The organism is Streptomyces sp. NPDC102467 (genome assembly GCF_044765445.1).
Classification (GTDB): domain Bacteria; phylum Actinomycetota; class Actinomycetes; order Streptomycetales; family Streptomycetaceae; genus Streptomyces.
The window spans coordinates 210,729-237,023 of the sequence record NZ_JBIWKA010000003.1 but is presented as its reverse complement, the minus strand read 5'-3'; the positions used below and the strand labels follow the sequence as shown (position 1 = coordinate 237,023).

Annotated in this window: 27 protein-coding genes; 9 read left to right on the top strand and 18 right to left on the bottom strand. The window is 71.5% G+C overall.

Annotated elements, in window-relative coordinates; translation table 11 throughout:
- The first annotated feature begins 1 nt into the window (after position 1).
- On the top strand, positions 2-469 hold the full coding sequence (locus tag ACIREE_RS06950) for a nucleoside deaminase (protein WP_404148195.1): 468 nt from the start codon (positions 2-4) through the stop codon (positions 467-469).
- Between the two features lie 119 nt (positions 470-588).
- Positions 589-1,566 carry a zinc-binding alcohol dehydrogenase family protein gene (locus ACIREE_RS06945; RefSeq protein WP_404147394.1) on the top strand — a complete coding sequence of 326 codons (978 nt, stop codon included), beginning with the start codon at positions 589-591 and terminating at the stop codon, positions 1,564-1,566.
- 54 nt (positions 1,567-1,620) lie between these two features.
- Here the strand turns inward: ACIREE_RS06945 and ACIREE_RS06940 are convergent, their stop codons facing one another.
- Both ACIREE_RS06940 and ACIREE_RS06935 read right to left on the bottom strand, forming a co-directional pair.
- Entirely contained in the window at positions 1,621-3,375 is a 1,755-nt protein-coding gene (locus ACIREE_RS06940; protein ID WP_404147391.1) for a protein kinase, read from the bottom strand.
- 133 nt (positions 3,376-3,508) lie between these two features.
- Positions 3,509-4,057, bottom strand: coding sequence for a hypothetical protein (locus ACIREE_RS06935; protein ID WP_404147389.1), 549 nt, complete (start codon positions 4,055-4,057; stop codon positions 3,509-3,511).
- Positions 4,058-4,158: 101 nt separating this feature from the next.
- Between ACIREE_RS06935 and ACIREE_RS06930 the strand changes: the two genes are divergently transcribed.
- Entirely contained in the window at positions 4,159-4,752 is a 594-nt protein-coding gene (locus ACIREE_RS06930; RefSeq protein ID WP_404147386.1) for a TetR/AcrR family transcriptional regulator, read from the top strand.
- Between the two features lie 65 nt (positions 4,753-4,817).
- On the top strand, positions 4,818-5,852 hold the full coding sequence (locus ACIREE_RS06925) for an isopenicillin N synthase family dioxygenase (RefSeq protein ID WP_404147383.1): 1,035 nt from the start codon (positions 4,818-4,820) through the stop codon (positions 5,850-5,852).
- On the opposite strand, the gene ACIREE_RS06920 is transcribed toward ACIREE_RS06925, so the two are convergent.
- The 8 genes from ACIREE_RS06920 to hemL form a co-directional block, all read right to left on the bottom strand.
- Positions 5,839-6,339, bottom strand: a complete 501-nt coding sequence (locus ACIREE_RS06920) for an SRPBCC domain-containing protein (RefSeq protein WP_404147381.1) — start codon at positions 6,337-6,339, stop codon at positions 5,839-5,841. The genes ACIREE_RS06925 and ACIREE_RS06920 overlap by 14 nt on opposite strands.
- Positions 6,340-6,465: 126 nt before the next feature.
- Positions 6,466-7,548 carry a c-type cytochrome biogenesis protein CcsB gene (gene ccsB, locus ACIREE_RS06915; protein ID WP_404147378.1) on the bottom strand — a complete coding sequence of 361 codons (1,083 nt, stop codon included), beginning with the start codon at positions 7,546-7,548 and terminating at the stop codon, positions 6,466-6,468.
- Positions 7,545-9,272 (bottom strand): cytochrome c biogenesis protein ResB, encoded by a 1,728-nt coding sequence (locus ACIREE_RS06910; protein ID WP_404147376.1) that lies wholly within the window; start codon positions 9,270-9,272, stop codon positions 7,545-7,547. Before ACIREE_RS06910 ends, ccsB begins: the two co-directional genes overlap by 4 nt.
- A gap of 3 nt (positions 9,273-9,275) precedes the next feature.
- Positions 9,276-10,052, bottom strand: coding sequence for a cytochrome c biogenesis CcdA family protein (locus tag ACIREE_RS06905; protein WP_404147373.1), 777 nt, complete (start codon positions 10,050-10,052; stop codon positions 9,276-9,278).
- A gap of 6 nt (positions 10,053-10,058) precedes the next feature.
- The gene (locus ACIREE_RS06900; RefSeq protein ID WP_404147370.1) at positions 10,059-10,679 is read right to left on the bottom strand and encodes a TlpA family protein disulfide reductase; all 621 of its coding nucleotides are present in this window, start codon (positions 10,677-10,679) and stop codon (positions 10,059-10,061) included.
- Positions 10,680-10,745: 66 nt separating this feature from the next.
- A complete protein-coding gene (locus ACIREE_RS06895; RefSeq protein ID WP_404148193.1) occupies positions 10,746-12,005 on the bottom strand; it encodes a hypothetical protein in 1,260 nt (419 codons plus the stop codon).
- A 180-nt stretch (positions 12,006-12,185) separates the two neighbouring features.
- Positions 12,186-12,908 carry a histidine phosphatase family protein gene (locus ACIREE_RS06890; protein ID WP_404148190.1) on the bottom strand — a complete coding sequence of 241 codons (723 nt, stop codon included), beginning with the start codon at positions 12,906-12,908 and terminating at the stop codon, positions 12,186-12,188.
- Between the two features lie 44 nt (positions 12,909-12,952).
- Entirely contained in the window at positions 12,953-14,287 is a 1,335-nt protein-coding gene (hemL, locus tag ACIREE_RS06885; protein WP_404147367.1) for a glutamate-1-semialdehyde 2,1-aminomutase, read from the bottom strand.
- Between the two features lie 276 nt (positions 14,288-14,563).
- Between hemL and ACIREE_RS06880 the strand changes: the two genes are divergently transcribed.
- Together ACIREE_RS06880 and ACIREE_RS06875 are read left to right on the top strand one after the other, a co-directional pair.
- Positions 14,564-15,163, top strand: a complete 600-nt coding sequence (locus tag ACIREE_RS06880; RefSeq protein ID WP_404147365.1) for a hypothetical protein — start codon at positions 14,564-14,566, stop codon at positions 15,161-15,163.
- 13 nt (positions 15,164-15,176) lie between these two features.
- Positions 15,177-15,704, top strand: a complete 528-nt coding sequence (locus tag ACIREE_RS06875) for a DUF664 domain-containing protein (RefSeq protein WP_404147363.1) — start codon at positions 15,177-15,179, stop codon at positions 15,702-15,704.
- A 32-nt stretch (positions 15,705-15,736) separates the two neighbouring features.
- On the opposite strand, the gene ACIREE_RS06870 is transcribed toward ACIREE_RS06875, so the two are convergent.
- From ACIREE_RS06870 to ACIREE_RS06860, 3 genes are all read right to left on the bottom strand, one after another.
- The gene (locus ACIREE_RS06870) at positions 15,737-16,603 is read right to left on the bottom strand and encodes an LLM class flavin-dependent oxidoreductase (RefSeq protein WP_404147360.1); all 867 of its coding nucleotides are present in this window, start codon (positions 16,601-16,603) and stop codon (positions 15,737-15,739) included.
- Positions 16,604-16,697: 94 nt separating this feature from the next.
- Positions 16,698-18,149 (bottom strand): ATP-binding protein, encoded by a 1,452-nt coding sequence (locus ACIREE_RS06865; protein ID WP_404147358.1) that lies wholly within the window; start codon positions 18,147-18,149, stop codon positions 16,698-16,700.
- Between the two features lies 1 nt (position 18,150).
- Positions 18,151-18,882 (bottom strand): response regulator transcription factor, encoded by a 732-nt coding sequence (locus ACIREE_RS06860; RefSeq protein ID WP_404147356.1) that lies wholly within the window; start codon positions 18,880-18,882, stop codon positions 18,151-18,153.
- 177 nt (positions 18,883-19,059) lie between these two features.
- Here ACIREE_RS06860 and ACIREE_RS06855 point away from each other — a divergent pair, with 177 nt between their 5' ends.
- Together ACIREE_RS06855 and ACIREE_RS06850 are read left to right on the top strand one after the other, a co-directional pair.
- Positions 19,060-20,367, top strand: coding sequence for a glycosyltransferase family 4 protein (locus tag ACIREE_RS06855; protein WP_404147354.1), 1,308 nt, complete (start codon positions 19,060-19,062; stop codon positions 20,365-20,367).
- A gap of 10 nt (positions 20,368-20,377) precedes the next feature.
- A complete protein-coding gene (locus ACIREE_RS06850; protein ID WP_404147351.1) occupies positions 20,378-21,973 on the top strand; it encodes a hypothetical protein in 1,596 nt (531 codons plus the stop codon).
- Between the two features lie 22 nt (positions 21,974-21,995).
- Here ACIREE_RS06850 and ACIREE_RS06845 read toward each other — a convergent pair whose 3' ends face one another.
- The 3 genes from ACIREE_RS06845 to ACIREE_RS06835 all read right to left on the bottom strand — a co-directional run bounded on the left by ACIREE_RS06845 (position 21,996) and on the right by ACIREE_RS06835 (position 24,420).
- Entirely contained in the window at positions 21,996-22,649 is a 654-nt protein-coding gene (locus ACIREE_RS06845) for a CE1759 family FMN reductase (protein WP_404147348.1), read from the bottom strand.
- Positions 22,646-23,743 (bottom strand): LLM class flavin-dependent oxidoreductase, encoded by a 1,098-nt coding sequence (locus tag ACIREE_RS06840; RefSeq protein WP_404147345.1) that lies wholly within the window; start codon positions 23,741-23,743, stop codon positions 22,646-22,648. Before ACIREE_RS06840 ends, ACIREE_RS06845 begins: the two co-directional genes overlap by 4 nt.
- 80 nt (positions 23,744-23,823) lie before the next feature.
- The gene (locus ACIREE_RS06835; protein WP_404147342.1) at positions 23,824-24,420 is read right to left on the bottom strand and encodes a TIGR03086 family metal-binding protein; all 597 of its coding nucleotides are present in this window, start codon (positions 24,418-24,420) and stop codon (positions 23,824-23,826) included.
- A 79-nt stretch (positions 24,421-24,499) separates the two neighbouring features.
- Here ACIREE_RS06835 and ACIREE_RS06830 point away from each other — a divergent pair, with 79 nt between their 5' ends.
- On the top strand, positions 24,500-25,315 hold the full coding sequence (locus ACIREE_RS06830) for a DUF6597 domain-containing transcriptional factor (protein ID WP_404147339.1): 816 nt from the start codon (positions 24,500-24,502) through the stop codon (positions 25,313-25,315).
- Between the two features lie 16 nt (positions 25,316-25,331).
- On the opposite strand, the gene ACIREE_RS06825 is transcribed toward ACIREE_RS06830, so the two are convergent.
- Positions 25,332-25,505, bottom strand: coding sequence for a hypothetical protein (locus ACIREE_RS06825; RefSeq protein WP_404147336.1), 174 nt, complete (start codon positions 25,503-25,505; stop codon positions 25,332-25,334).
- Entirely contained in the window at positions 25,495-26,262 is a 768-nt protein-coding gene (locus ACIREE_RS06820) for an SDR family NAD(P)-dependent oxidoreductase (protein WP_404147334.1), read from the bottom strand. The genes ACIREE_RS06825 and ACIREE_RS06820 overlap by 11 nt, the downstream gene beginning before the upstream one ends.
- Positions 26,263-26,295 lie beyond the last annotated feature (33 nt).

Here is a 26,295-nt window from a genome sequence, read left to right as displayed (position 1 = left end):
CATGGACCCCGGTCTCGCCCGCACCTGGCTCGCCACCGCCGTGGAGGAGGCGCGGGCCGGTCTCGCCGAGGGCGGCATCCCGATCGGCGCCGCCCTGTACTCGGCCGACGGAAAGATCCTCGGCCGCGGCCACAACCGGCGGGTGCAGGACGCGGACCCGTCGGCGCACGGCGAGACCGACGCGTTCCGCGACGCGGGCCGGCAGCGCTCGTACCGGGGCACCACGATGGTGACCACGCTCAGCCCCTGCTGGTACTGCTCGGGCCTGGTGCGCCAGTTCGGCATCTCCCGCGTGGTCGTCGGCGAGGCGCGCACCTTCCACGGCGGGCACGACTGGCTGGCCGAGCACGGCGTCGAGATCGTGCTGCTCGACGATCCCGAGTGCGTCGCCATGATGGAGGAGTTCATCGCGGCCAGGCCGGAGCTGTGGCACGAAGACATCGGGGACATCGGGGGCAGTGGGGAGTAGCGGGGAGTAGCGCCTGAATGCGTGACCACTTGCCGGGTGTTCGCTTGGCGTCGTACAGTCCGAGCCTGAGGTGTTCGTCAATCGACGAACACCGTGGGTTGTGACGGAAGGCGTATGCCATGCGGGCAGTGCGTTTCGACGAGTACGGCGGTCCCGAGGTCCTGACGACGGTGGACGCGGACGTCCCCGAGCCGGGCCCCGGGCAGGTGGCGATCGACATCGCGTACGCCGGGGTGAACTTCGCCGACCTCAAGGCGCGCTCCGAGGGGTACCGGGTGCCGTCGCTTCCCTTCGTCCCGGGGCTGGAGGTCTCGGGCCGGATTCGCGCCCTTGGCACGGGAGTTACGGGCCTGACCGTCGGCCAGGAGGTCGCCGCGCTCACCGAGGGCGGGGCGTACGCGGAGGTGGCCGTGGCCGACGCCGTCACGGTCTTCCCGCTGCCGGCCGGGCTCACCCTGCGCGCGGCCGCGACCCTGCCGACCGTGCTGCCGACGGCGTACGCGCTGCTGCACTCGGTGGGGCGACTGCGGGCCGGGGAGAGCGTGCTGGTGCAGGGCGCGGCGGGCGGGGTCGGCACGGTGGCCGGGCAGTTGGCGCGGGCCGCGGGCGCGGGGGCCGTGTACGGGGTCGTGTCGAGCGCGGCCAAAGCGGAGTACGCCCGCAAGTACGGGTACGACGAAGTGGTCCTGGCCGACGGATTCGGCTCTGCTGTACGGGAGTTGACCGGCGGCCGGGGTGTCGACCTGGCGCTCGACCCGGTCGGCGGTGACACGTTCCGCGAGACGCTCGGCACGCTGGCGGTGTTCGGCCGGGCCGTCTCCTTCGGCAACGCGTCGTCCGCCCCGGCCTGGCAGGTGGGGCAGCCGGAGCTGTACCCGGCGTCGCTCTCGGTGGGCGGCTTCTCGATTCTGAATCTGGCGAAGACGGCGCCTCAGGAGCTGCGCGCTCTCGCCGAGCGGGCCTTCGCCGTACCGGGCGTCGAACTCCCGGTCACCGGCGAGTTCGCCCTGTCGGACGCGGCCGAGGCCCACCGGGTGATGGGCTCGCGGACCAGCACGGGGAAGCTGTTGCTGCGGGTGTCGTCGGTGGCGGGCTGAGGCGCTACGCCCGGCCCCACCGCGAGGCGCTACGCCCGGCCCCACCGCGAGGCGCTACGTCCGGCCCCACCGCTGGGAGGCCTTGCTGGAGGCGCAGGTCTGGGTCGACACTCCGCCACCGTAGGCCAGATCGAGGCAGCCGCCGTTCGACGTACTCCTGAGGGCGCCGCCCGTTCCCCAGCGCCAGAGGCGGGCGGCGCCCTGGGTGCAGTCGCCCACGAAGACGGCCTGGCCGTTCATGTTCGCGACCAGGCAGGACCCGGACCGCTTGTTGACGACCTTGAAGCTGTTGTTCTCGGCGCTCACTGTCTTCCAGGAGGCGCTCGCGTCGGAGCAACTCCCGTCGTCCGCGGACCCGTACACCTGCGTCAGGCAGGAGCTGTTATCGGCGTTCTTCAGGCGGAAGGTGCCGGTGGTGGGGGCTGTGGTCGAGCCACCGCCCGATGAACTGCCGCCGCCTGTCGTCGAGTTGCCCCCGGTGCCGCCCGTGCCCGTGTCGCCTTTGCCTGTGTCGCCTGTGCCCGTGTTGCCTGTGCCCGTGCCGGACGCCTCCTGGCCGCCGGCACCCGCTCCCCCACCGTCGCCGCCGTTCGCACCTCCGGCGGTTCCGGCGGTTCCGGCGCCAGCCGCGGACGCTCCCGCCTCACCTTTGCCCGCGCCGCCGTCCGTCTTCTTCCCCTTCTTACCGCCGTCCTTCTTCTTCGCTCCGCCCGAGCGCTTCGCCGCGGGCAAGGGCGACCCCGTCGGCCCGGTCGACGCGGCGGGGTCGGCGGGCGCGCCGGACGACACGGACGACTGCGGGCCGGCGGCCCCGTCGCGTCCGGCGTCGTACGGCAGATGGCGCAGCGCGAGCGTCGTCCCCGTGGCGACCACGACGACGGGCACGACCGCGAGCAGGACTCTCGTACGCCGTCGCCGCTCGCGCCGCGGGGCACGGGCACCGGCCCCGGTCGCCCCGGTGTCCGGCACGGGCGGCGGCGCGGATGTCCCCTCCGGCACCCGCGCCGCGAACTCCGCCCGCTCGGCCAGCGGAGCCCGTAACGGGCCGGGCCACGCCGGCGCGCCCAAGTCCGCGTACCCGAGGGCCGTTTCAAGAATCTCCGCGACTGCCGGGCGGCCCTCCGGATCCTTGTCCAGGCAGGCCGCGACGGCGTCGGCGAGCCGGGGATCGCGCTCGCGCACCGGCCCGAGGTCGGGCTCGTCGTGCACGATGCGGTAGAGCGGGTCGCCCTCCCCCTCGCCGAACGGCCAGCGCCCGCCGGCCGCGTACGCGACGAGCAGGCCCAGCGCGAACACATCCGATGCGCCGGTCAACCGCCTTGATCCCGAGGCCTGTTCGGGCGACATGTACGCGGGTGTGCCCACGATGAGGCCGGTCCGGGTGAGCCGGCTCTGTTCGGCGGCGCGGGCGATCCCGAAGTCGATGAGGGTGACGCCGCGGGCGGTCAGCATGACGTTCGACGGCTTGAGATCCCGGTGCACCATGCCGAGCGCGTGCACCGGCGCCAGGCCCGCCGCCGCCTCCAGCAGCAGGGACCACAGGCCGGGACCGTCGAGCACACCCCCGTGCCGCTCGACGGTCTCGGCCAGGGTGACCCCGGGGACGAACTCCGTGGCGAGCCACGGCGGTTCGGCGTCACGGTCGCCCGCGAGCAGCGGCGCGGTGGCCCCGGCGGGCAGCCGCGCGAGGTTGTCGAGTTCCTGCCCGAAGCGGCGCACGAAACCCTGATCCTCGGCGACGACGGACGCCAGCAGTTGCTTGACGGCGGCGAACCGGCCGTCCATGACGCCGAGATACACCCGCCCCATGCCTCCGGCCCCGAGCCGTCCCACCAGCGGGATCGCCCCGATCCGGCGGGGTCCTGCGGGCGCAGCGGCTCGGCACCGCTGCCCGCGAGGTCGAGGCCCGATTCCCCGGTGCGCCCGTTCACCGCACGCCCCTTCACCGCGCGTACGATCCGAGGCCGACGAGGCAGTACACGTACTCGTTGATGACCGCGCCATTCATCGTGTACCGGGACGAAAAGGCGTACTGCGTACCGGAGTTGCTGTCGCACTGGCTCAGCTCGGACGTCATGGGGATCGTCTGGATCACCCGGTAGTGCGCGTCGGAGGCGGAGCAGTCCACCTCGTCGACGTCGTCGACGGCCTGCGCGGTGGTCGAGTCCGGCAGCGTCCCGTCGAGGCAGGTGCCCGAGGTGTACGGGCTGGGCGGCGGCTCACTCGTGGGGGTCCCGTACGGATCACTCGACGCGTACGGGTCGAAGGTGTCGCTCACGGCTGGGGGCGAGTACGACGAATACGAGGACGAGGCTGCGTCGTCGGTGGCGTCGCTGTCGTCACTGGCGTCGCCCCCGCTGCCGACCTGGCTCAGCAGGAGCACGACGAAGGCCACGGCCGCGACGGTGACCACCGCGACCAGACAGCCGCGAGTGCTGTTCGGTGATCCGGGGCCCGGCTGCGGCGCAGGAGGTATCTGGTGTTCGGACACGGCGATCAGTGTGGCCCAGAGAACGCCAGAACTGGAGTCATTTTCTAGAAATTCACTTTAGAAAGACGAACGGAAGCCGGTGTTCTACGCTGGTCGTCACCATGAGCCCCAAGCAACAACGCGGCGCGGAGACAGCCGACCGCCTCCTCGACACCGCTCTGCGCGTGTACGCCGACGCGGGCGAACAGGGCGTCACCGTCAGCGCCCTGACGAAGGCGAGCGGAGTCAGCCTCGGCAGCCTGTACCACCACTTCGGCAGCATCGACGGGCTCATGAACGCGCTGCTGATGCGCTGGCTCGGCCGCCTCCTGGGCGAGTTGGGCGCCGCTCTGCTGCCCGCCCGCACGGCCCGCGGCGGCGTCCGCGCGCTCACGGAGGCCTATCTGGGGTTCATCAAGGAGCACCCGGACGCGGCCCGCCTGATGCACTCCTCACGCGCCGACCAGCTGGGCATGGCGCAGGCGCGGCAGCTGCGGGACGCCCAGGAGGCCAGGCTGTCGCCGCTCACCGAGTGGATCCGGCAGCACATCGAGTCGGGCGAGGTCGCCCCGCTGCCCGACGCGCTGATCGAGTCCCTGGTCCTGGGACCGGTCATCGGGGTCGCGCGCAGCTATCTCGCCGGGGTCGGCTCCATCGACCTCGACGAGGCCGCGCGGATCCTCCCCGACAGGATCTGGCGCTCGCTGGCGCCCTGAGAGCCTGTCTTTGAAAGTCCGCCGACGGGGCCTGGGACGCGGCTCCGTCGGGAAGAGTGGACGGTATGACCGCTTCTGACGGTATGACCGCTTCTCCGGGTACGTCCCGCACGTCCCGCATCCCCACCATCGACCTGCGGCCCTGGCGCTCCGGCGACCCCGCGGCCCGCGCCGAGATCGCCTCGACCGTCGACTCCGCCCTGCGGACTGCGGGGTTCCTGCTGGTCACGGGCCACGGCGTGGACCCGGCGCTGCGGGCGCGGATCAGGGATGCGGCCCGCCCCTTCTTCCGGCAGCCCGCATCCGTGAAGGAGCCGTACACGGTACGGGTGGGCGGCCGCGGCTGGCTCGGCCCCGGTGCCGAGGCCAACGGCTACGCCGAGGGCACCGAGACGCCGCCCGACCTGAAGGAGTCCCTCTCCTTCGCCACCGACGCGCCCGCCGCCGCAGGTACGCCTTTCGACGACCCGGCGGTGCGCGCCGAGTGGTCCGGCGAGAACGTCTTCCCCGCCGAGTCGCCCGGCCTGCGCGAGCCCGTCGAGACGTACCTCGGGCAGCTGCGCGCCCTCTCCGACGAGCTGCTCGGACTGCTCGCCGTCGCCCTGGCCGAGCCCGCCGACTTCTTCACCCGGCACACCGCGCACCCCACCTGGGGCTTCAACATCAACTGGTATCCGGGCACGGAGGTCGTCGGCGAGCCGGAGCCCGGCCAGTTCCGCATCGGCCCGCACACCGACTTCGGCACCGTCACCGTGCTCGACCGGCAGGCGGGCAAGGGCGGACTGCAGGTGTACACGGATCCCGCGGACGGGGGCGGCGGCTGGGAGGACGCGCCGTACGACCCGGCCGCGTTCACCATCAACATCGGTGATCTGATGGCCCGTTGGACGGGTGACCGCTGGCGTTCCGGGCGTCACCGGGTACTCCCTCCTCCGGCGGACGTGCCCACCGAGGAGCTGATCTCACTCGTCTACTTCCACGAATGCGATCCGGGCACGACGGTCGAACCGGTGCCCGCGCCGAAGGGACGCGTCGCGTACGAGCCCGTCGACAGCCACGTGTACCTGCGCGGCAAGCTGGACTCCATCACGGTCGGCTGACGTAACCGTCCCTGAGGGTCTGCCAGCGGCCGGGGGTCCATGCAGCCCAGGTCTCCGGGGTCATGGGCCGCCCGTTCAACGCGTCGAGCAGGCACTGGAAGTGGTCGTGCCAGCCGGCCAGGCAGTCCAGGCGCAGCGCGTCGTCGCCCTCGAACTCGTTCGTGAAGCGCAGGGTGGTGGCCGGTTCCAGGTGGCAGCGGATCCGGCCGTGCACGCCTTCGAGGGTGTACTCGGCGACGCGCTGCACGTCCCAGGCGGTGACCCGCCCCCGGTGCGCGCCGCCCCCGTTGAGCCAGCGCAGCGTGACGGCGCCGCCGAGCCGGGGCTCCAGTACGTCGGCGGCCGCCAGCCACCCCTCGAGGCCTTCCGGGGTGGCCACGGCCCGCCAGACCTGTTCGACGGGGTGGGGCAGACGCAGGGTGAAGAACAGGGTGTGGGTGGTGCCGTCGGTGCGGCTGGTGCCCGGTTCGACGAGGGTCTCGGTCATGGGGCCAGCTTGCCCTGCGGGTACCGAAAGGCCGGTTCTCACGACATGGAGTCGCGGGAACCGGCCTCGGGTGTCAGCGCCTTTTGCACTCCGGCGGATCAACTCCGGCGGATCAGACTCCGGCGATCAGACTCCGGCGTAGGAGTGCTTGCCGGTGACGAAGATGTTCACGCCGTAGTAGTTGAAGATCCAGCAGCCGAAGGCGGCCAGTGCCAGGTAGGCGGCCTTGCGGCCCTTCCAGCCCGCGGTCGCCCGCGCGTGCAGGTAGGCGGCGTAGGCGACCCAGGTGATGAACGACCAGGTCTCCTTGGGGTCCCAGCCCCAGTAGCGGCCCCAGGCGTCGCCGGCCCAGATGGAGCCCGCGATGATCGTGAACGTCCACAGCGGGAAGACCGCCGCGTTGACGCGGTAGGAGAACTTGTCGAGGGACTGCGAGGCGGGCAGCCGCTCCATGACCGACGTCGCGAACCGGCCGGGCGCGCCGCCGCCCGCGAGCTTGCTCTCGTAGCTGTCCTTGAAGAGGTACAGGATCGTGCCGACCGCGCCGACGTAGAAGACCGCGCCGCAGAAGATCGCCGTCGAGACGTGGATGTACAGCCAGTACGAGTGAAGAGCGGGAACCAACTGGTCGCTGGCGGTGTACAAGACAGTGACAGCGAGACCGAGGTCGAGGAGGACCGTGGTGACCAGCGGAAGGCCGAGCCAGCGGACGTTCTTCTTCAGCGCGAGCAGCGCGAGGTACACGCCGACGGCGACGGTGGAGAACGTCAGGTTGAACTCGTACATGTTGCCCCACGGCGCGCGCTGCACGGAGAGCGCGCGGGTGAGGACACCGGAGAATTCGACGAGGAACCCGAGAGTGATGAGCGAGATGGCGATACGGCCGTAGAGGTCGCCCTGCTCGTCACCTCCGGAGGCGCCGGGCCCGTCCGGCACGTCACGGGCGCCGGCGGCGGCCCGGGTGACGACCGTCGGCCGCTCCAGTACGGCGGTGCCGCCGTTCTTCTGCTTGACCTGGACCTGCACCGCGGAGGCGGCATCGGCGGTCCCGGTGAGGGCGGCCGCGGTACGGCCGACCTTGCTGCGGCTGCCGAAGATCCACTCGGCCATGTTCGCGAAGAACGCCAGCAGGTAGACGGCCATGGACGAGTAGATGAGGACGTTACTCGTGTGCGCCAGGGTTTCGTTGGTTGCGGCGGCGAGAGTCACTTCTCAGCCCCTTCGGCGGCAGGAACAGCGGTGGTTGGTTCGGTGGTCTCTGAAGGTGCAGAAGGTTGAGAGGGGTCGGGCGCGCTGGGCACCCGTGGGTGCAACCGGCCGACCAGGTCGCCCAGTTCCTCGGGGAGTTTCGCGGATTCGCTGCGGCCGAGGCCGGCCATCTCGACGACGGTCACGCCGTCGGGGCCTTCGACGGCGCGTACCCAGACGCGGCGGCGCTGGATGAACAGGGAGCCGGCCAGACCGGCGATCGCGGCGATGGCGCCGGCGAGTGCCCACTGGTCACCGGGCTGGTGGGAGATCTGGAAGGTGACCCATTCCTTGATGTCCTTGTCGAAGGTGATGGAGCCCGCCCCGTTCGGGAGCTTCATCGTCTCGCCCGGCAGCAGGCGCGACTTCAGCGCCTTGCCCTTGGCGTCCTTGAACGCCTTCATGTGAGAGGTGTCCAGTTGGTACACGTTCTGCGGCAGGCCCGCGTCCACGCCGAGGTCGCCGTGCGTCGCGTTGAGCGCGAGCACGGGATAGTCGAGCGCCGGGAACTGGGAGAACATCGTGCCCTTGCCCGCGCCCGCGAAGGTCGGTACGAACCAGGCGCTGAAGCCGAGCTGCTCCTTCTCACCCTTCGCGTTGCGGTAGCCGTCCATCACCTTGATCGCGCCCTGCGACGAGATGTTGGAGTCGATCGGCAGCATCGGCACGGCCTGCTGCGAGACGACCTTGCCCTTGCCGTCGCGGACGGTGACGTTCACGGCGTAGCCGTGGCCGTTGAGGAAGATCTTGGTGCCGTCGATGTCCAGCGGGTGGTTGGACTCGATGGCGGTCTTCTTCGCCGTGCCGTCGGCGCCCTCGTTGTAACTGACGTTCGCGCGGAAGGTACGGGGGGTGCCCTTCTCCGGGCCCGTGCGCGCGTAGGTCGCGGTGAACTTGTCGAGCTTGAAGCTGAACGGCGACAGGTCCCGGTCGCTGTCGAAGAGGTTGCCGGACTTGAAGTCGTCGTACTGCGGCAGCACGTTGGAGAAGCCGTCGCCCTCGACGACGAGCTTGCCGCCCTCGAACTTGAAGAGCTGCCCCCAGGCGAAGGCGATCAGCATCACGATCAGCGCCATGTGGAAGGCCAGGTTGCCGACCTCGCGCAGATAGCCCTTCTCGGAGGCCACCGCGTTCCCGGCGAGATGCGCGCGGTAGCGGCGCTTCTTCAGCAGAGCGAGCGCTTCGGTGCGCACCTGCTCGGGGGCGGCCTCGGTGCGCCAGGTCGCGTACGCGGGCAGCCGGTCGAGGCGCCTGGGCGCACCCGGCGGGCGGCCGCGCAGCTGGCCGACGAACTGCCAGGTGCGGGGCACGATGCAGCCGATGAGCGAGATGAACAGCAGGATGTAGATCGCGGAGAACCACACCGAGCCGTAGACGTGGAACAGGCCGAGCTTCTCGTAGATCGGCCCGAGCGTGGTGTGCGCCTTCTGGAAGTCGGAGACCTTGAGCGGGTCCGTCCCGGACTGCGGGATCAGCGAGCCGGGGATGGCGCCGAGCGAGAGCAGGAACAGCAGGATCAGGGCGACCCGCATCGAGGTGAGCTGCCGCCAGAACCAGCGGACCCAGCCGATGACGCCCAGCTTGGGCAGGTTGGGGGACTGGTCCTCCACGGGGGCCGTACTGAGCTGGGCCCCGGCCTCCTGCTCCGTGGTCTCCGGTCCCTCAGGGGTGTGTGTGTTGCTCATGGATCAGATTCCCACCTGGAAGCCGGTGGACCAGGTCCGCATCTGTCCTACGAGGCTGTCCCAAGCGCCCGTGAGCAGGAGGAGTCCGGTCAGGATCATCATGATGCCGCCGATGCGCATCACCCATACGTAGTGCCTCTTGACCCAGGCGAAGGCGCCGAGAGCCTTGCGGAAGGCGACCGCGGCGAGCACGAAGGGCACGCCGAGGCCGAGGCAGTACGCGACAGTCAGTATGGCCCCGCGACCGGCGCTGCCCTGCTGCGAGGAGAGCGCGATCACCGAGCCGAGGGTCGGGCCGATGCAGGGCGTCCAGCCGATGCCGAACAGGGCGCCGAGCAGTGGGGCGCCGACCAGCCCGGTGACGGGCTTCTTGTGGATGCGGAACTCGCGCTGGGTCATCCACGGCATCAGCCCCATGAAGAACACGCCCATGAGGATCATGCAGGCGCCGAGCACCTTGTTCAGGACGCCCTGGTACTCCTGCAGCGTCTGCCCGAAGTAGCCGAACAGCGCGCCGCCCGAGACGAACACGGCGGTGAAGCCGAGGACGAAGAGGCTGGCGCCGGCCACCATGCGGCCCCGCCGCTGCTCCATCAGGTCGGTGCCGGTGACGCCGGTGACGTAGGAGAGGTAGCCGGGCACGAGGGGGAGCACGCACGGGGAGAAGAAGGAGACCAGGCCGCCGAGGAGAGCCACGGGGATGGCGAGGAGCAGCGCGCCGCTCAGGATGGTGGCGTTCTCACTGTCGTAGGCGGCGAGAGTGACCAGCGTGGGGGACACCGTCGCTCACTTCTCCGCGACTACCGGATCGAGCATGTCCCGCAGGCTCTCCTCGCTGAGCGGCTTCAGCGAGCGAGCGGCGATCTTGCCCTCCCGGTCCACGATGATCGTGGACGGGATGGCCTGCGGGTTGAGCGTGCCCTTCTCGAATTTGAGGAGCAGCTTGCCCGTGGGGTCGTAGTAGCTCGGGTACGAGACGTCGAAGCTCTTCTCGAACTCCTTGGCCGGGCTGGTGCTGGTGTCACGGGTGTTGATGCCGAGGAACTGCACGTTCTGCTTCGCGGTGGCCTTGGCGACCTTGACGAAGTTGGGCGCTTCGGCGCGGCAGGGCGGGCACCACGAGCCCCAGACGTTCAGCACGACCACTTTGCCCTTGTAGTCGGCGAGGTCGAGGGTCTTGCCCTCCAGGTCGTCACCGGTCAGGTCGGGGGCGTCGTGCCGCTCGCCCTTCTTGACGGTGGCGATACCGCCGGAGCTGGTCACGAAGTTCGTGTTGTTGCCGCCCCCGGACGTGCCGCCGGAGCCGCACGCCGTCAGCGCCAGGGCCGCGACGGCGGCTCCCACGGTCAGCTTGGCGGCGCGGCGCGTGGTCGCGGAGTTGCGCGGGGCGCTGCAGGCGGCACTCATGTGAAAAGTTTCGCATGTCTGTTTAGGGGATCTTCCGCACCCCCCTCATGGACGGAAAAGCCCATTTCAGGAGGGGTTTGTCACCGGCTCCGCAAGGAGCTTGCGCCAGCTTTCGGCGGGCTGCTGACCGACGTCGAGTGTCCGGAGCCGCGCGAGCACCTCGGGGTCCTGCGCGTCCATCCAGTCGACATACTGCCGGAAGGAGACGAGGCGTACGTCGTGGTGCTTCTCGGCGGTGGCGGCGATGTGCTTGAGCGCTTCCTCGACGGCGTCCATGTAGATGCCGCCGTTCCACTCCTCGAAGTGGTTGCCGATGAAGAACGGCGCCCGGTTCGTCTCGTAGGCCCGCTTGAATCCGGCGATGTACGCCTCGGTGGCCTGCTTGCGCCAGCCCGGGTAGTTGTACGCGGGGGCCTTGGTGGAGTTGACGGACTGGTTCGCCAGCATGTTGTAGTCCATCGACAGCACTTCGAAGCTGTGCCCGGGGAACGGGACGGCCTGCAGCGGCAGGTCCCAGACGCCCTGCTCCTTGTCGGGCCAGCGCTGCCGGCCGCCGGGCGAGGACGCGTCGTAGCGCCAGCCGAGCTCGCGGGCGGTGGGCAGCAGATTGTTCTGCCCGAGCAGGCAGGGGGTACGGCCGCCGACGAGTTCCTTGTCGTAGTCGAAGGGCAGCGAGGGCAGGTCGTGCCAGCCCGAGTTGGTCCGCCACTGCTTCACGAACGATTTCGCCTGGTCGACCTCGTTGCGCCACTGCTGGGGCGTCCAGTTGGCCACGGTCCCCGAGCCCGTACAGAAGTGCCCGTTGAAGTGCGTGCCTATCTCGTGCCCGTCGAGCCAGGCCTGGCGCACGTGCTTGAGCGTCGCCTTGATGTGCTCGTCGGTGAGGTAGCCGATGTCGGAGGCGCCCACCGCGTTGTTCGGACCGTGGTAGAGCCGCTTCTTCGACTCCGGGAGCAGGTAGAGGCCCGAGAGGAAGAAGGTCATGTGCGCGCCGTGGTTTTTGGCGAGCTCGAGGAAGCGCGGGAAGAGGCCGTTGCCCACTTCGCCCGCGCCGTCCCAGGAGAAGATCACGAACTGCGGCGGCTTCTGCCCCGGTTCGAGCCGCTCGGGCGCCGCGGGCTGGTGCGGCTGCTTGCCGGTGTACGAGGTCGAGCCGTCCCCGATGGGCTTGGCGGTCGGCCGCCCGGGCTTGCCGGAGTGCCCGGAGCCGCCGTGTCCGCCCGGCGAGACAGTCGGGGATCCACCCGATCCGCACCCGGCGAGCGCCGCCGCGGCCGCCGTCCCGGCACCCAGACCGAGAAGTCCCCTACGACTGACATCGCGCATATCGTCCCCATTCATTGCGCCCCGTCCTCATGCATGGCGGGCACACAGTTAGAGGGTTCAACGAACGCGCGGGTTCCGACAAGTCACGGGTATTTGCGGTGGTTTGACAGGAAATGGCACGGGCCGCCGTGTGACGGCGGCCCGTGGCCGGGGAATCTCCGGGGTGCGAGCGCCAGGGCCCTAGGCGCCGAACGCCTTGCCGCCCTGCGCGCCCTTCACCGGCTTGGCACCCGCCAGCAGATGGGCGGGGACGAGATCACGCGCGGGCTCCGTGTAGCCGACCGAGACGATGCGGTCGCCCTGGTACGTGAACGTGGTGAGCGAGGCGAGCGTGCACTGCCGCTTCCGCGGATCGTGCCACAGCCGGCGCTTCTCGACGAAGCTGCGCACGATCCAGATCGGCAGCTGGTGACTGACGCACACCGCCTCGTGCCCGCGCGCCGCGTCCTTGGCGGCGTCGAGCGCGCCCATCATCCGCACGACCTGCTCGACGTAGGGCTCACCCCACGACGGTTTGAACGGGTTGACGAGGTGCTTCCAGTTGTCCGGGTTCTTCAGCGCGCCGTCGCCGACTCCGAAGGTCTTGCCCTCGAAGACGTTGGCCGCCTCGATGAGCCGGCCGTCACTGTCCAGATCGAGGCCGTGCGCCTTGGCGATCGGCGTCGCCGTCTCCTGCGCCCGCTCCAGCGGGGAGGCGACGACGTGCGTGATGTCGCGGGCGGACAGGTGCTCGGCGACCCGGTCGGCCATCTGCCGGCCCAGCTCGGAGAGGTGGTAGTCGGGCAGCCGCCCGTACAGGACCCCCGAGGGGTTCTCCACTTCACCGTGCCGCATCAGGTGGACGACGGTGATGTCCTCGTCGCTCTTGCCGACTCCGCCCTTGCCGATGCCGCTCTCGCCCATGCCGCTCTCACCCATGCCCTTACCGCTCTTGTCCGTTCTCTCACTCATGCCGTGGCCTCCGCGGCCGCGCGCGCGGCCGCCGGGAGCGCGGTGGCGATGCGCTCGACCGCCCGCTCGTCGTGGGCGGTCGAGACGAACCAGGATTCGAACGCCGACGGCGGGAGGTAGACGCCCTGCTCCAGCATCGAGTGGAAGAACGCGGTGTAGCGGAAGGAGTCCTGCGCCTTCGCATCCTCGTAATCCAGGACCGGTTCGTCGGAGGTCTTCGTGAAGAAGACGGAGAACATGTTGGAGGCGTTCTGCAGCCGGTGCGCGACGCCCTCCTTGGTGAACGCCTCCGTGACCAGCGCGCGCAGCTGCTCGCTGACCGCGTCGACCTTCGCGTACGCGGCGTCGTCGAGAAGGCGCAGCTGGGCGAGGCCCGCCGCGGTGGCGACCGGGTTCCCGGACAGGGTGCCCGCCTGGTAGACCGGGCCGACCGGCGCGAGGTGCGCCATGACGTCGGCGCGACCGCCGAAGGCCGCGGCGGGGAAGCCGCCGCCCATGACCTTGCCGAAGGTCATCAGGTCGGGCACGACACCGTCGACGCCGAACCAGCCGGTCCTCGACGTACGGAAACCGGTCATCACCTCGTCGGAGATGTACAGCGCGCCGTCCTCCTGGCAGGCGGCCTTCAGCCCGGCGTTGAAGCCGTCCCGCGGCGGCACGATGCCCATGTTGCCGGGCGAGGCCTCCGTGATGACGCAGGCGATCTCGCCGGGGTGCGCGGCGAAAGCGGCGCGCACGGCGTCCAGGTCGTTGTAGGGCAGGACGATCGTGTCGCCGGCCTGCGCGCCGGTGACCCCGGGGGTGTCCGGCAGGCCGAGCGTGGCGACGCCCGAGCCCGCGGCGGCGAGCAGCGCGTCCACGTGCCCGTGGTAGCAGCCGGCGAACTTCACGACCTTGGCCCGGCCGGTGAACCCGCGGGCGAGCCGGATCGCGGACATGGTCGCCTCGGTGCCGGAGGAGACCAGGCGGACCTGCTCGACCGGCGCGATCCGGTCGACGATCTCCTCGGCGAGCGCGACCTCGCCCTCCCCCGGCGTACCGAAGGAGGTGCCGCGGGCGACGGCGTCCTGAACAGCCGCGATCACCTCGGGGTGGGAGTGGCCGAGAATCATCGGCCCCCACGAGCACACGAGGTCGACGTACTCGCGGCCGTCGGCGTCCGTCAGGTACGGACCGGTACCGGACACCATGAAACGGGGCGTACCGCCCACGGCCCGGAACGCGCGCACCGGAGAGTTCACGCCGCCGGGCGTGACCACGGCCGCACGGTCGAAGAGCCCCTGTGAAACAGGTGCCTCAAAGGGATAGGGGGTGTTGTTCGCCTCTGCCATGCCTCTCAGCGTACGGCCCGCTTCCTCAGCCCCCTTCGCACGGACCCCGGGCGCCATAGACTCAGGCTGTCAGTGCGCTGCACGGCTTCCGGCTGTGCTGCGTCCGTACTGCTTCTGTACGGCGGCGGGGGCGGCCACTCGCGCAGTTGTTTCACTCGGACGTTTCACCGGGTGACCGTGGGGGAGGTCACTGACACGATCATCGGGTTGCGCGTGGGCGGTCGCGCGGCCTAGAAAAGGGGCCGGGCGCCCTGAGAACAGCAGTCGGGTGGAGATATGCATCGCGGTGGTGGCGGACTGGGTGAGGGGACCGACGACCTGGGTCCCCGGCGTGCCCGGCGGGGAAAGCACCGGCGCGAGGCCTTCGACGACACGGCCGACACGGCCGACACGGCGGGACGGATCCAGAGAGCGACGGGCAGCGGGAATGGTGGCCGGGTGGGGGTGACGTACAAGTACTTCGGCGCGCCCGACGGTGCGACGGCGGCCCGCGTCCCGATCTCCATGCGCCCCGAGGAGCTCGGCGGTGACGAGCTGGGCATGGGCGGCATGTTCACCAAGATCAAGCCGGAGACGGTGGCGGCGATGGTCCTCACCGGCATCGAGGGCATACCCCTGCACAAGGTTCCCCCGCTGGAGCTGGTCGTCCTGCACCCCGACTACGCGGTGGTGAAACTGCCGATGACGGTCGTCGACCCGCTGCGCGGCGTCGGCGAGGAGTCCGTGGGCGCGGCGGCGTTCATCTGGTCGACCGTCCCCGACCGCGGCGGCCCCCGCGACGCCTTCAACGTGTACCAACTCCTGCACGAATGGCAGGATTTCAGCCACCGTCTGCACGACGCGGGGCATCAGGCGTACTGCCTGGTGTGGCCGTGACTCCGGAGTGACCGTGAGCGCTTCCGAAGCACCGCCCGAAGCACGGGACCCGGAGATCCGGGCGCTCCTGTCCGCTCTGCACGGACAGCGCCGGCACGTCCTGGGAATCCTGGAAGGACTCGAAGCCGACGCGCTGCACCGGCCCGTACTGCCGTCCGGCTGGAGCTGTCTGGGGCTCGTCCAGCATCTGGCGCTCGACGTCGAGCGGTTCTGGTTCCAGGCCGTCTTCCGCGGCAATCACGGCGTCATCGCCTCCCTGGCCGGCATCGAGGACGCCTGGCAGGTCGCGCCCGGCACCTCACCCGACGCCGTGCTCGCCCGCTACCGCGCGGAGACGGAGCTGGCGGACGCCGTCGTCACCGCCGCCGCGACCGCGGACGCCCCGCTGGCCTGGTGGCCGCGCGACCTCTTCGGCGAGCCTCATCTGCACACGCTGCGCGACCTCCTGCTGCACGTCGTCACGGAGACCGCGTGCCACGCCGGTCACCTGGACGCGGCACGCGAACTCCTCGACGGGCGGCGCTGGTTGGTCCTGACCTGAGAGCCCGCCTTTGAGCGATCGGGCTCCCCGGGTCACAGCCGCGGCGGCCCCGCCTCGATGCGGCGCAGCACGGCCTCGTACGAGTCGACGGTGCCGCCCGTCTGCAGCTGCCGCTCGTCCCACCAGGTGGCGCCCGCGTCGGCCAGCGGGCCGATGACGTCGAGGGCCCCGGCCTTGTCGGCGGGGCTGAGGCCGCCGACGACGATGTCGAAGGGGTCGTCGGGGAACTCCCTGTGCTGCTGTACGTAGGCGACGACGTCCGCGAGTTCGTCGGGGCGGGGCGGGACCCCGTGCAGGGCGGTCGTGAACAGCGGGGCGGCGCCGTCCCAGCGGGCCGCGCGGCGCATGGGCCGGCGGTGCGGCCAGAAGCCGCCGATCCACACGGGCGGGCGGGGCCGCTGCGTGGTGGCGGGCAGCAGGGCCGTCTCGTGTACGCGGTAGTGGGAGCCGGTGTGCTCGACGCTCTCGCCGGTCCAGTACCGGGTGAGCAACTCCAGTGATTCGTCGAGGCGTTCGGCGTGCACCGCCCGGTCGACGGTGTCGCCGAAGCTGCCGTACTCGTCGTCGGCCGGTCCGCCGAGCCCCGCGCCGAGGATCACCCGGCCGCCGCTGAGCGCGTCCAACGTGGCTACTTGCCGGGCGAGTTGTTCGGGCCGGTAGCGCGGCACTGCGGCGACGAGTGGGCCCACCTTCAGCCGGGACGTGGCGAGCGCGGCGGCGGTGAGCAGCATCCAGGGGTCACCGAACGGTTTGCCGCGCTGTTCCCGCTTGTCGTGCACGACGTGGTCCCAGACGAACAGGCCGTCCCAGCCCGCCTGTTCGGCGGCGACGGCCGTGCGGGCGACGGTGTGGGCGTCGGCGAAGTCACCGAAGTTCGGGATGTTGACGGAGAAGCGCATGTCCGACATCGTGCCGGGCCGGTCGCCGGGCGGCCAGCTGATTGACGGTCCGCGTCAAGCCCGGGCCCTGAGCCGTTTCCCGTACCGGGCCGTATCAAGCACCGTGCCCGGCGGTCCGCGCGGCCCCCTTCACCGTGAACCCGATGACCGCTCCCCCGCCCGCCCGCCGCGCGGCGAACGGCACTCCGTCGTGGCCCGCCGCGACCTCCCGCACGATCGACAGGCCGAGGCCCGAGCCGGGCAGGCTGCGGGCCGCGGGGGCTCGGTAGAAGCGGTCGAAGACGCGGTCGGTGTCGCCCTTGTCGCCCTCGTCGAAGCCGGGGCCGCGGTCCAGGACCTCCACGCGGACGCCGCCCGAGACGCGGCTGACGACGATCTCGATGGGGGCGGTGCCGTCGGCGTCGAACTTGGCGGCGTTCTCCACGAGGTTGGTCAGGGCCCGCTGCAGCTGGGCGGGGCGGCCCGCGATCGTCGTGTCGCCCTCGGAGCGGACGGTGACGGTGCGGCCGGTGCGGCGGCGGGCCGGCGCCGCGACGTCCTCCGCGGTGTCCGCGAGGGCCACCTCGACGACCGGCTCGTCGTCGCCCTTGCCGGCCGCGAGGTCCACCAACTCGTTGACCAGGTCGGTCAGTTCGCGGGACTCCTGGGCCAGATCGGCGACGAGTTCCTCGCGGGCCGCGGGCGGCAGTTCGTCGATGCGGCGCAGCAGGGAGATGTTCGTCCGCAGGGAGGTCAGCGGCGTACGGAGTTCGTGGCCCGCGTCCTGGACCAGGCGCCGCTGGTCCTCCACGGAGCGGGCCAGCCGGCCCAGCATCCGGTCGAAGGAGCGGCCCAGGCTGCCCACCTCGTCGCCGCCCGCGACCGGCACCGCGACATCGAGCCGCCCGGTGGACGCGACGACCTCGGCGGTCTCCGCGAGGCGGACCAGGCGGGAGGTGACGCGGCGCGCCAGCCACCAGCCGACCAGGCCCGCGGTGATCACCACCGCCCCGGCGAGGAGCACCGTCCGCTTCTGCAGCTCCCGCAGCAGGTCCTCGGTGTCGCTGAACTCCTGCGCGACCTGCACGGCGCCGCGCCCGTCGCCGAGCGCGACCGTGGCCATGCGGTAGGCGTCGTCGTCGATCTCCACGTCGTCGTCCTCGCTCACCGTGCCCGCGGCCCTCTCACCGGCGACCCGGCGCGCGGCGGCGTCGACGGGCAGCCGCGGGTTGCCCCGGTCGACGAGCACGCCGCGCGGGCCGAGCACCTGGACATCCGTTCCGGCCGGGCGGGACAGGTCGTCACGGGGGCCGTCGTGGTCCGGGTCGCCGGAGGTGAAGTCGTGCGGCGTGAAGGTCTGCTGCCGCACCTGCCCGCGCAGGCCGTGCACCACCTCGTCGAAGACGGCCTGCTGATCCACCCGGACGAGGCGCGCCGCCGCGTCGTAGGACAGGAACCCGACCAGGGCGGTGACGCCGGCCGCCACGGCGGCGAACGAGATGGCCAGGGTCGTGCGCAGGCTTCTCGCCCGCCGGTTCCTGGAGGGCGGCGTGCGGTCGGCGCTCACCTCACCCCTCCCTCAGCACGTAACCCACGCCCCTGACCGTGTGGATCAGCGGCACCCCGTGCGGCTCGTCCACCTTGCGCCGCAGGTAACCGACGTAGACCGCCAGGTTCTTCGAGCCGGGGCCGAAGTCGTAGCCCCAGATGCGGTCGTAGATCGTGGCGTGGTCGAGGACGATGCCGTGGTTGCGGGCCAGCAGTTCCAGCAGGTCGAACTCGGTGCGGGTCAGCTCCAGCTCGCGCGCCGCGCGCCAGGCCCGCCGGGCCGCCGGGTCGATGCGCAGATCGGCGGCGACGACCTGCCGGCCGGTGGCGGGGCCAGGACCGGGGGCGGGTGCCGCCGCCGTGCGGCGCAGCAGGGCGCGCAGCCGGGCGAAGACCTCCTCCACGTCGAACGGCTTTACCACGTAGTCGTCGGCGCCCGCGTCGAGACCCGCGATCCGGTCCGGGGTCTCCACGAGGGCGGTCAGCATGAGGATCGGCGTGCCGTTGCCCTCGGCGCGCAGCACCCGGCAGACCTGGAGGCCGTCGATGCCCGGCATCATCACGTCGAGGACCAGGATGTCGGGCTTCGTACGGTGCGCGGCGGCGATCGCCTCGACGCCGTCGGCGACGGCCGTGACGGCGTATCCCTCCAGGGTCAGGGCGCGGGCCAGCGCGTTGCGGATCGCGCGGTCGTCCTCGGCGAGCAGCACGGTGGGCGCGGACGGCGAAGAGGTCGGGGCGGAGTACGACACGCAGCCAGTGTGCCCCGCCCACCTGGACACATCGCCTGATCAGACGTCGGCCAGTGGGCTTCTTACCCGCCTCTCACCCGGCGCGGAACGGCGGCTTACCTGCTCACCGCAGGCTGTCCCGGTACATCGAGGGGTGCGCGGGCTCGTACCGATCGCCCGCGGGGGAAGGCACTACGTATGAAGATCGTGTTCCTGCTGCACAACGCCTACGCCGTCGGCGGCACCGTACGCACCACGCTCAACCTCGCCGCCGCGCTCGTGGAGCACGGCGGTCACGAGGTGGAGATCGTGTCGATGTCGCGGCACCGCGAGAAGCCCCGGTTCGCCGTCGACCCGCGGATCACCCTCGTACCGCTGGTGGACACGCGGGCCGGCGGCGCGGACACCCGTGAGCCCGCCTTCGGGCAGCCGTCGCGGGACTACCCGGCCGCCGAGAAGCGGTACAAGCAGTACACGCTCCTGCACGACCGGCGGGTCCGCGCCTATCTTCAGGACCACTGCGCCGCGGACGTCGTCGTCGGCACCCGGCCCGGCATCAACGTCTATCTCGCCCTGTGGGGTCCGCGGCAGGCGCTGCGGATCGGGCAGGAACACCTGCGGCACGACGCGCACGGCAAGAAGCTGCGCGCCACGCTCGCCCGGCACTACCGGCAGCTCGACGCGCTCGTCACGATGACGGAGGCGGACGCGGCGGTGTACCGGGCGCGGATGACACTGCCGGGGGTGCGGGTGCTCGCCGTGCCCAACATCGTGCCGCCGGCCGCCGTCCCGCCCTCCGACGGCACAACGAAGATCATCGCGGCGGCGGGGCGGCTCGCCCCTGGCAAGCGCTACGACCTGCTCCTGGAGGCGTTCGCCGCGGTGGCAGCCAAGGAACCCGAGTGGGAGCTGCGGATCTACGGCGGCGGCCCGCAGGAACCGCATCTGCGGGCGCTGGTCGGCGGTCTCGGGCTGACCGGACGGGCCCGGCTCATGGGCACGGTCTCACCGATCGAGCCGGAGTTCGCCAAGGCGTCCCTCGTGGTGAGCGCTTCCGACGCCGAGTCGTTCGGCATGACGCTGGTCGAGGCGATGCGCTGCGGGGTGCCTGTGGTCAGTACGGACGCGCCGCTCGGCCCCGCCGAGATCGTCACAGACGGCGTCGACGGACGCCTCGTCCCGGTCGGCGACGCGCGGGCGCTCGCCGAGGCGATGGCCGGGCTGATCGAGGATCCGGCGACCCGCAAGGAGATGGCAGCGGCCGCCCTCGCCTCGGCCCACCGCTTCGATCCCGCGCCCATTGTGGCGCGATATGACTCCCTTTTCATGGAACTTCGGGCGTCGCGCCATCGTCGAGCATGGCAACGGTTCCGCGCTCGGGCCGCCAACTGGGCGCGCAGAAAGGTCCGTTCGGTACGCCGTGCGCGGCCGGGCGGTCCAGGGGGGACGCCGCATGACCGCCGACGCAGTCGGACCCACGGCGCAGCACAGCCCGGAAGCTCGTAGGACGCGCGCGGTGCAAGCTGCCAGGTCCGGTGCCCCTGCCGCTACGACCGGCGGCAGGGGCACCGGCACGGAGCGGGAGGCGGTGGGCCGGGCACGTCGGGTCATCCGGTGGCGGCCCGCCTCCCGCGCCGCGCCGCGCGGGGACGGCTTGCTCGCGATCGTCGCCGTTCTCTACTGCCTCACCCAACTCATCCTGGTCGTCCCCCGGTTGGGGCACGGTCTCGGCTGGGACGAATCGGTGTACGTATCGCAGTACGACCCACGCGATCCGGCCGTCTTCTTCAGCGCACCGCGATCGCGCGGTACGAGCCTGCTGACGGCGCCGCTCGTCGCGGTGACCGACTCGACGGTCGTGCTCCGCATCGCCCTCGCCGTCCTGTCGTCGGCCGCGCTGTACGCCGCGTTCCGCGTGTGGCGGCCGCTGGTCGGGGCGCGCACGGCGGCGCTCGCGGCGCTGCTCTTCGCCGGACTGTGGATCACGGTGCTGTCCGGCGCGATGGCCATGCCGAACCTGTGGGTGGCGTTCGGCTCGGTCGGCGCCGTGGGCTGGTTCCTGCGAGCCGACGGCAAGGGCGCGGACAGGGGCCGGGACTTGTGGCTGGCCGGGTGCGTCGCGGCGGTCGCCCTGTTCCGGGCGCCGGACGCGGTGTGGCTGGTGCTGCCGCTCGCCGTCGCCGCCCTGCTGCTGCGCGAGCGGCGCCGCACCCTGCCGTTCCTCGCGGCGGGCCTGGCGGCGGGGCTCGCCCAGTGGGTCGTGGAGGCGTACGTCCGCTGGGGCGGGGTGCCCGAGCGGCTGCGCGTGTCCAGCGCCACCGAGGGCGACATGGGCCTGCACCTGAACCTGGGCACGGCCTGGCGCTCCGTGAACGGGCCGCTGCTGTGCCGACCGTGCACGGCGGGCTCTCCGACGGACCCCGGACTCGCCCTCTGGTGGCTCGTGCTGCCGCTGCTCGCCGCGGCGGCGGTGTACGTCGCTCTCCACGAGCGCCGCATCGCCGGGCCGCGGGGCGAGAAACGGCACATCGCCGGACGCCGTGTCCCCGCGACACTCGTGCCGGTGGCCTGCGCGGCCGCGCTCGCGGTCCCGTACCTCCTGCTCATCGGCTACTCGGCGCCGCGCTTCCTGCTGCCGTCGTACGCGCTGCTCTCCCTGCCGGTGGCGGTGCTGATGCGGCGGATGCGGCGCAAGCCCGCCCTCGCCGTCGCGGCGGTGGCCCTCGTCGCGCTCCAGCTCACCTCACAGTTCGTCGTGCTGAACCGGCAGGTCGACTCGACGGGACACACCGTCGCCCGTTACGTCGCGGCCGCGCGGGGCCTGCGCGCGATGGGCCTGACACCGCCCTGCCTGGTCACGGGCCCGCGCGCGCTGCCCATCGGCTATGCGGCGGGCTGCGCTTCGGCGCAGACGAAGGGCAACAACCGCTCCACGACCCATGACGCGTTCCTGCGCCGGGCCGCGCAACGTCCCACCGCCGTTCTCGCCGCGCCGGGCGACCGGCCCCCGCGGTACGCCCTTGACTGGACCCCGTACGAACTGCCGGGCACCGGCGGCTGGACGGCGTGGAAGGCACCGGTCCCGTACAGGTTGCAGCTGCTCAACCCGTAGATGGCGCGGCTCGCGGCTTCAGCTACTCGGACCGCAGAGCGGCCAGTCGCTGCTCGAACGGCACGATCTCGAAGCCGTCCGCCGGGTCCACCGACGTGATCGCCCCCGTCAGCGAGCGGGGCGCGATCGCGGCGGCCGTGTCGACGTCCGGCCCGGCGTCCGACGCGGCAGGCGCCATGAACCGGGCCAGCTCTGCGCCCGCGCGGGCGATCCGCCGCTGCAGGCCCTCCTCGCCCCAGTCCTCCGACGCCGCGTACACGGCGGTCGGCAGGACGAGGGCACGCAGGTACGTGAAGAGCGGGCGCAGCGCGTGCTCGGTGACCAGCGAGTGCCGGGCCGTGCCGCCGGTCGCGGCGACGAGGACCGGCTTTCCGGTCAGCGCGTCCTTGTCGATGACGTCGAAGAACGACTTGAACAGTCCGCTGTACGACGCCGCGAACACCGGGGTCACGGCGATCAGGCCGTCCGCCGCGGCCACCGCGTCGAGCGCGGCGGCCAGCCGGGCGGGCGGGAACCCGGTCACGAAGTGCTGGGCGATCTCCGTGGCCAGGTCGCGGAGTTCGACGACCTCCACCTCGGCATCGACGAGCCCCACGGTCGCGGCCGTGAGCCGGTCGGCGAGCAGCCGCGTCGAGGACGGCGAGCTCAGCCCCGCCGATACGACGACGAGCCTCATTCCGAACTCCCTTCAGAAACCGCCGACTTGGCGGCGACGCGGGCGGCGTGGGTGGGCGCGTCCGGCACGTTCGCCGGGCGCTTGTTGGCGAACTCCTTGCGCAGCACCGGCACGACTTCCTCGCCGAGCAGGTCGAGCTGTTCCAGGACGGTCTTCAGCGGCAGGCCCGCGTGGTCCATCAGGAACAGCTGGCGCTGGTAGTCGCCGACGTAGTCACGGAAGGACAGGGTCCGCTCGATGACCTCCTGCGGCGAGCCGACGGTCAGCGGCGTCTGCGAGGTGAACTCCTCGAGCGACGGGCCGTGCCCGTAGACCGGCGCGTTGTCGAAGTAGGGGCGGAACTCGCGCACCGCGTCCTGCGAGTTCTTGCGCAGGAACACCTGGCCGCCGAGCCCGACGATCGCCTGCTCGGGGGTGCCGTGCCCGTAGTGGGCGTAGCGCTGCCGGTACAGGTTCACCATCTGCTTGGTGTGCGAGGCGGGCCAGAAGATGTGGTTGTGGAAGAAGCCGTCGCCGTAGTACGCGGCCTGCTCGGCGATCTCCGGCGAGCGGATGGAGCCGTGCCACACGAAGGGCGCGACGCCGTCCAGCGGGCGCGGGGTCGAGGTGAAGGACTGCAGCGGCGTGCGGAACTTGCCCTTCCAGGTGACGACGTCCTCGTCCCACAGGCGGCGAAGGAGTGCGTAGTTCTCGATGGCGAGGTCGATGCCGTCGCGGATGTCCTTGCCGAACCAGGGGTAGACCGGGCCGGTGTTGCCGCGGCCCATCATCAGGTCGACCCGGCCGTCCGCGACGTGCTGCAGCATCGCGAAGTCCTCGGCGATCTTCACCGGGTCGTTCGTGGTGATCAGCGTCGTGGAGGTGGAGAGGATCAGGTTCTCGGTGCGGGCGGCGATGTAGCCGAGCATCGTCGTCGGCGAGGACGGCACGAACGGCGGGTTGTGGTGCTCGCCGGTGGCGAAGACGTCGAGGCCGACCTCCTCGGCCTTCTGCGCGATGGCGAGCATCGCCTTGATGCGCTCGTGCTCGCTCGGCGCGCGTCCGGTCGTCGGGTCGGTCGTGACGTCACCGACGGTGAAGATCCCGAACTGCATGCTGCTCACCCTCCCGGGGTTGTTGACGGTTCAACTATACCCCGGAACGGTGAGCGCGGGCGCGGTATTCCCCGCACCCCTCAGGGCCGACGGCCCGTCGCCCCCAGCAGGCGGTCGAACGCCGACGCGTCCGCGCCCACCTCCACGGGCTCCCCGAACACCCCCATCGCCTTGGCCGTCGGCGACAGCTCCGCCACCGCGTCCGCGAGCGGCTTCACCACCTCCGGCGGCGCCTCGTACGACTGACCCGTGGCCCGCGCCAGGTCCCACGCGTGCACCGTCAGATCCAGCAGCGCCATCGAGCCGACCAGCCGCGCCGGCATGTTCATCGCGCCGCTCGTCCCCTCCTCCGCGCCCGGCGCCGACCACGCGGCCACCAGCGCCCGCGCCTCACCGGCGAACCGCTCACGCCAGTCCGCGCCCTCCGCCACCCGGTCCGCCGTCACGGAGAAGTCGGCGTCCTTCTTCACGGCCAGCTTCTGGAACTCCACGACCACCTGAAAAAGGTGGTTGACCAGGGATTTCACGTCGTAGTCCGCGCACGGGGTGGGCGCGGTGAGCGCCGGGTCGCCGATACCGGCCACGACCGGCACCGCCCGCTCCGCCGCCATGGCCATCAGCTCCCCGATCCCGTACGGGTACGCCTTCTGCTGCTCCTGCGTGTCGTTTTTGTCCATACCCCCGACGCTACGAGTCCGGCGCCCGCACCTCTTGAACAAACGCGACGCTGTCAGTGCCCCGCCGTACGATCCGGCCATGGATCGGGATCAGTCCACACCCGGCGGCACCCGCGGGATCGTCGACCCGTCCGCGCTGCTCACACGCGTGCGCTTCCGGCGGCACGAACCCGCCGAGGCGCTGCGTCCGTACGTCGAGAACTACTGGCTCATCGACTGGGACCTGCCCGCGCCGTACGCCTCGCACATCGTGCCGCACCCGTCCGTGAACCTGACGTTCCAGTGGGACGAGGAGGACGGCCCGCCCTACGGGGAGCTCACCGGGGTCGCCGCACCCGGGCTCTACACGCGCAAGATCGGCGGGCGCGGCCGGGTCTGCGGGGCGAAGTTCTGGCCGGGGGCGTTCCGGCCGTTCGCGCCGGACGTGCCGGTCGCCGAGTGGACGGGCCGCGCGCTGCCCTACGAGGAGGTCTTCCCGCCCACCGACGTGGCCGCGGTCGTGGGCCCCGCCGACGACCCCGCCCGGATCGCCGCTCTCGACGCCTGCCTCCTGCCCCTCGCCCCGGCCGAACCGGACCCGGCCGCCGAGCTCGCGCGCGGCCTCGTCGCCCGGATCCGCGCCGAGCGCGGAGTGCGCCGCGTCGCCGACCTCGCACGCGCCGAAGGACTGTCGGTCCGCTCGCTGCAGCGGCTCTTCAGCGGATACGTCGGCGTCAGCCCCAAGTGGTGCATCCTGCGCTACCGCATCCACGAGGCCGTCGAAGCGGCCGGCACCCGCACCGACGTGGACTGGGCCGCCCTCGCCGCCGACCTCGGCTACGCCGACCAGGCCCACCTCGTCCGCGACTTCACATCAACGGTGGGCGTCCCGCCGACCTCGTACCCGACCTCGTAGAAGCGGCCGCCCGGTCCTACTTCGCGTGGTGGATCGCGTAGATCATCACGAACGCCACGATGTGGATCCCGAAGAGGAAGTAGCCCAGGTACCACCACATGTACCGCTCGCCCTTCCTCTCCTGGGCGAGGCGGCGCTGGTCGTACTCCCGCTGGAGCACGTCCAACGGGTCCGGGGCATCACTGCTCACGGTGGACCTTCGTATTGGAGGCCTGGGCACGCGGCCTGACCACCAGCAGGTCGATGTTGACGTGGCTGGGCCGGGTGATCGCCCACGTGATCGTGTCCGCGACATCGTCCGCCGTCAGCGGCTGCGCGACGCCCGCGTACACCTTCGCCGCCTTCTCCTCGTCCCCGCCGAACCGGGTCAGCGCGAACTCGTCCGTCTTCACCATGCCGGGCGCCACCTCGATGACCCGGACCGGCGTGCCCACGATCTCCAGGCGCAGTGTCTCCGCGAGCACGTGCTCGGCGTGCTTGGCGGCCACGTACCCGCCGCCGCCCTCGTACGTGCCGTGCCCGGCGGTCGAGGACAGGACCACGACCGTGCCGTCACCGGACGCGGTCAGCGCGGGCAGCAGGGCCTGCGTGACGTTCAGCGTGCCGATGACGTTCGTCTCGTACATCTGGCGCCACTGCTCCGGGTCGGCGGACGCCACGGAGTCCGCGCCGAGCGCGCCACCCGCGTTGTTCACCAGCACCCCGACCGTCTTGAACGCCGTCGCGAACTCGTCGACGGCCGCCCGGTCGGTGATGTCGAGGGCGTACGCGGCGGCCTGGTGCCCCGCGCCGTTGAGCTCCTCCGCCAGCGCCTCGATCCGGTCCTTGCGGCGGGCCGTGAGCACCACCCGGTACCCGGCGGCGGCCAGTTGCCGCGCGGTCGCCGCGCCGATACCGCTGCTCGCGCCGGTGACGACGGCGATACGGGAAGACGCTGCGGGGGCCATGAGCTACTCCTCGGACAACAGGACGGCTGTGCG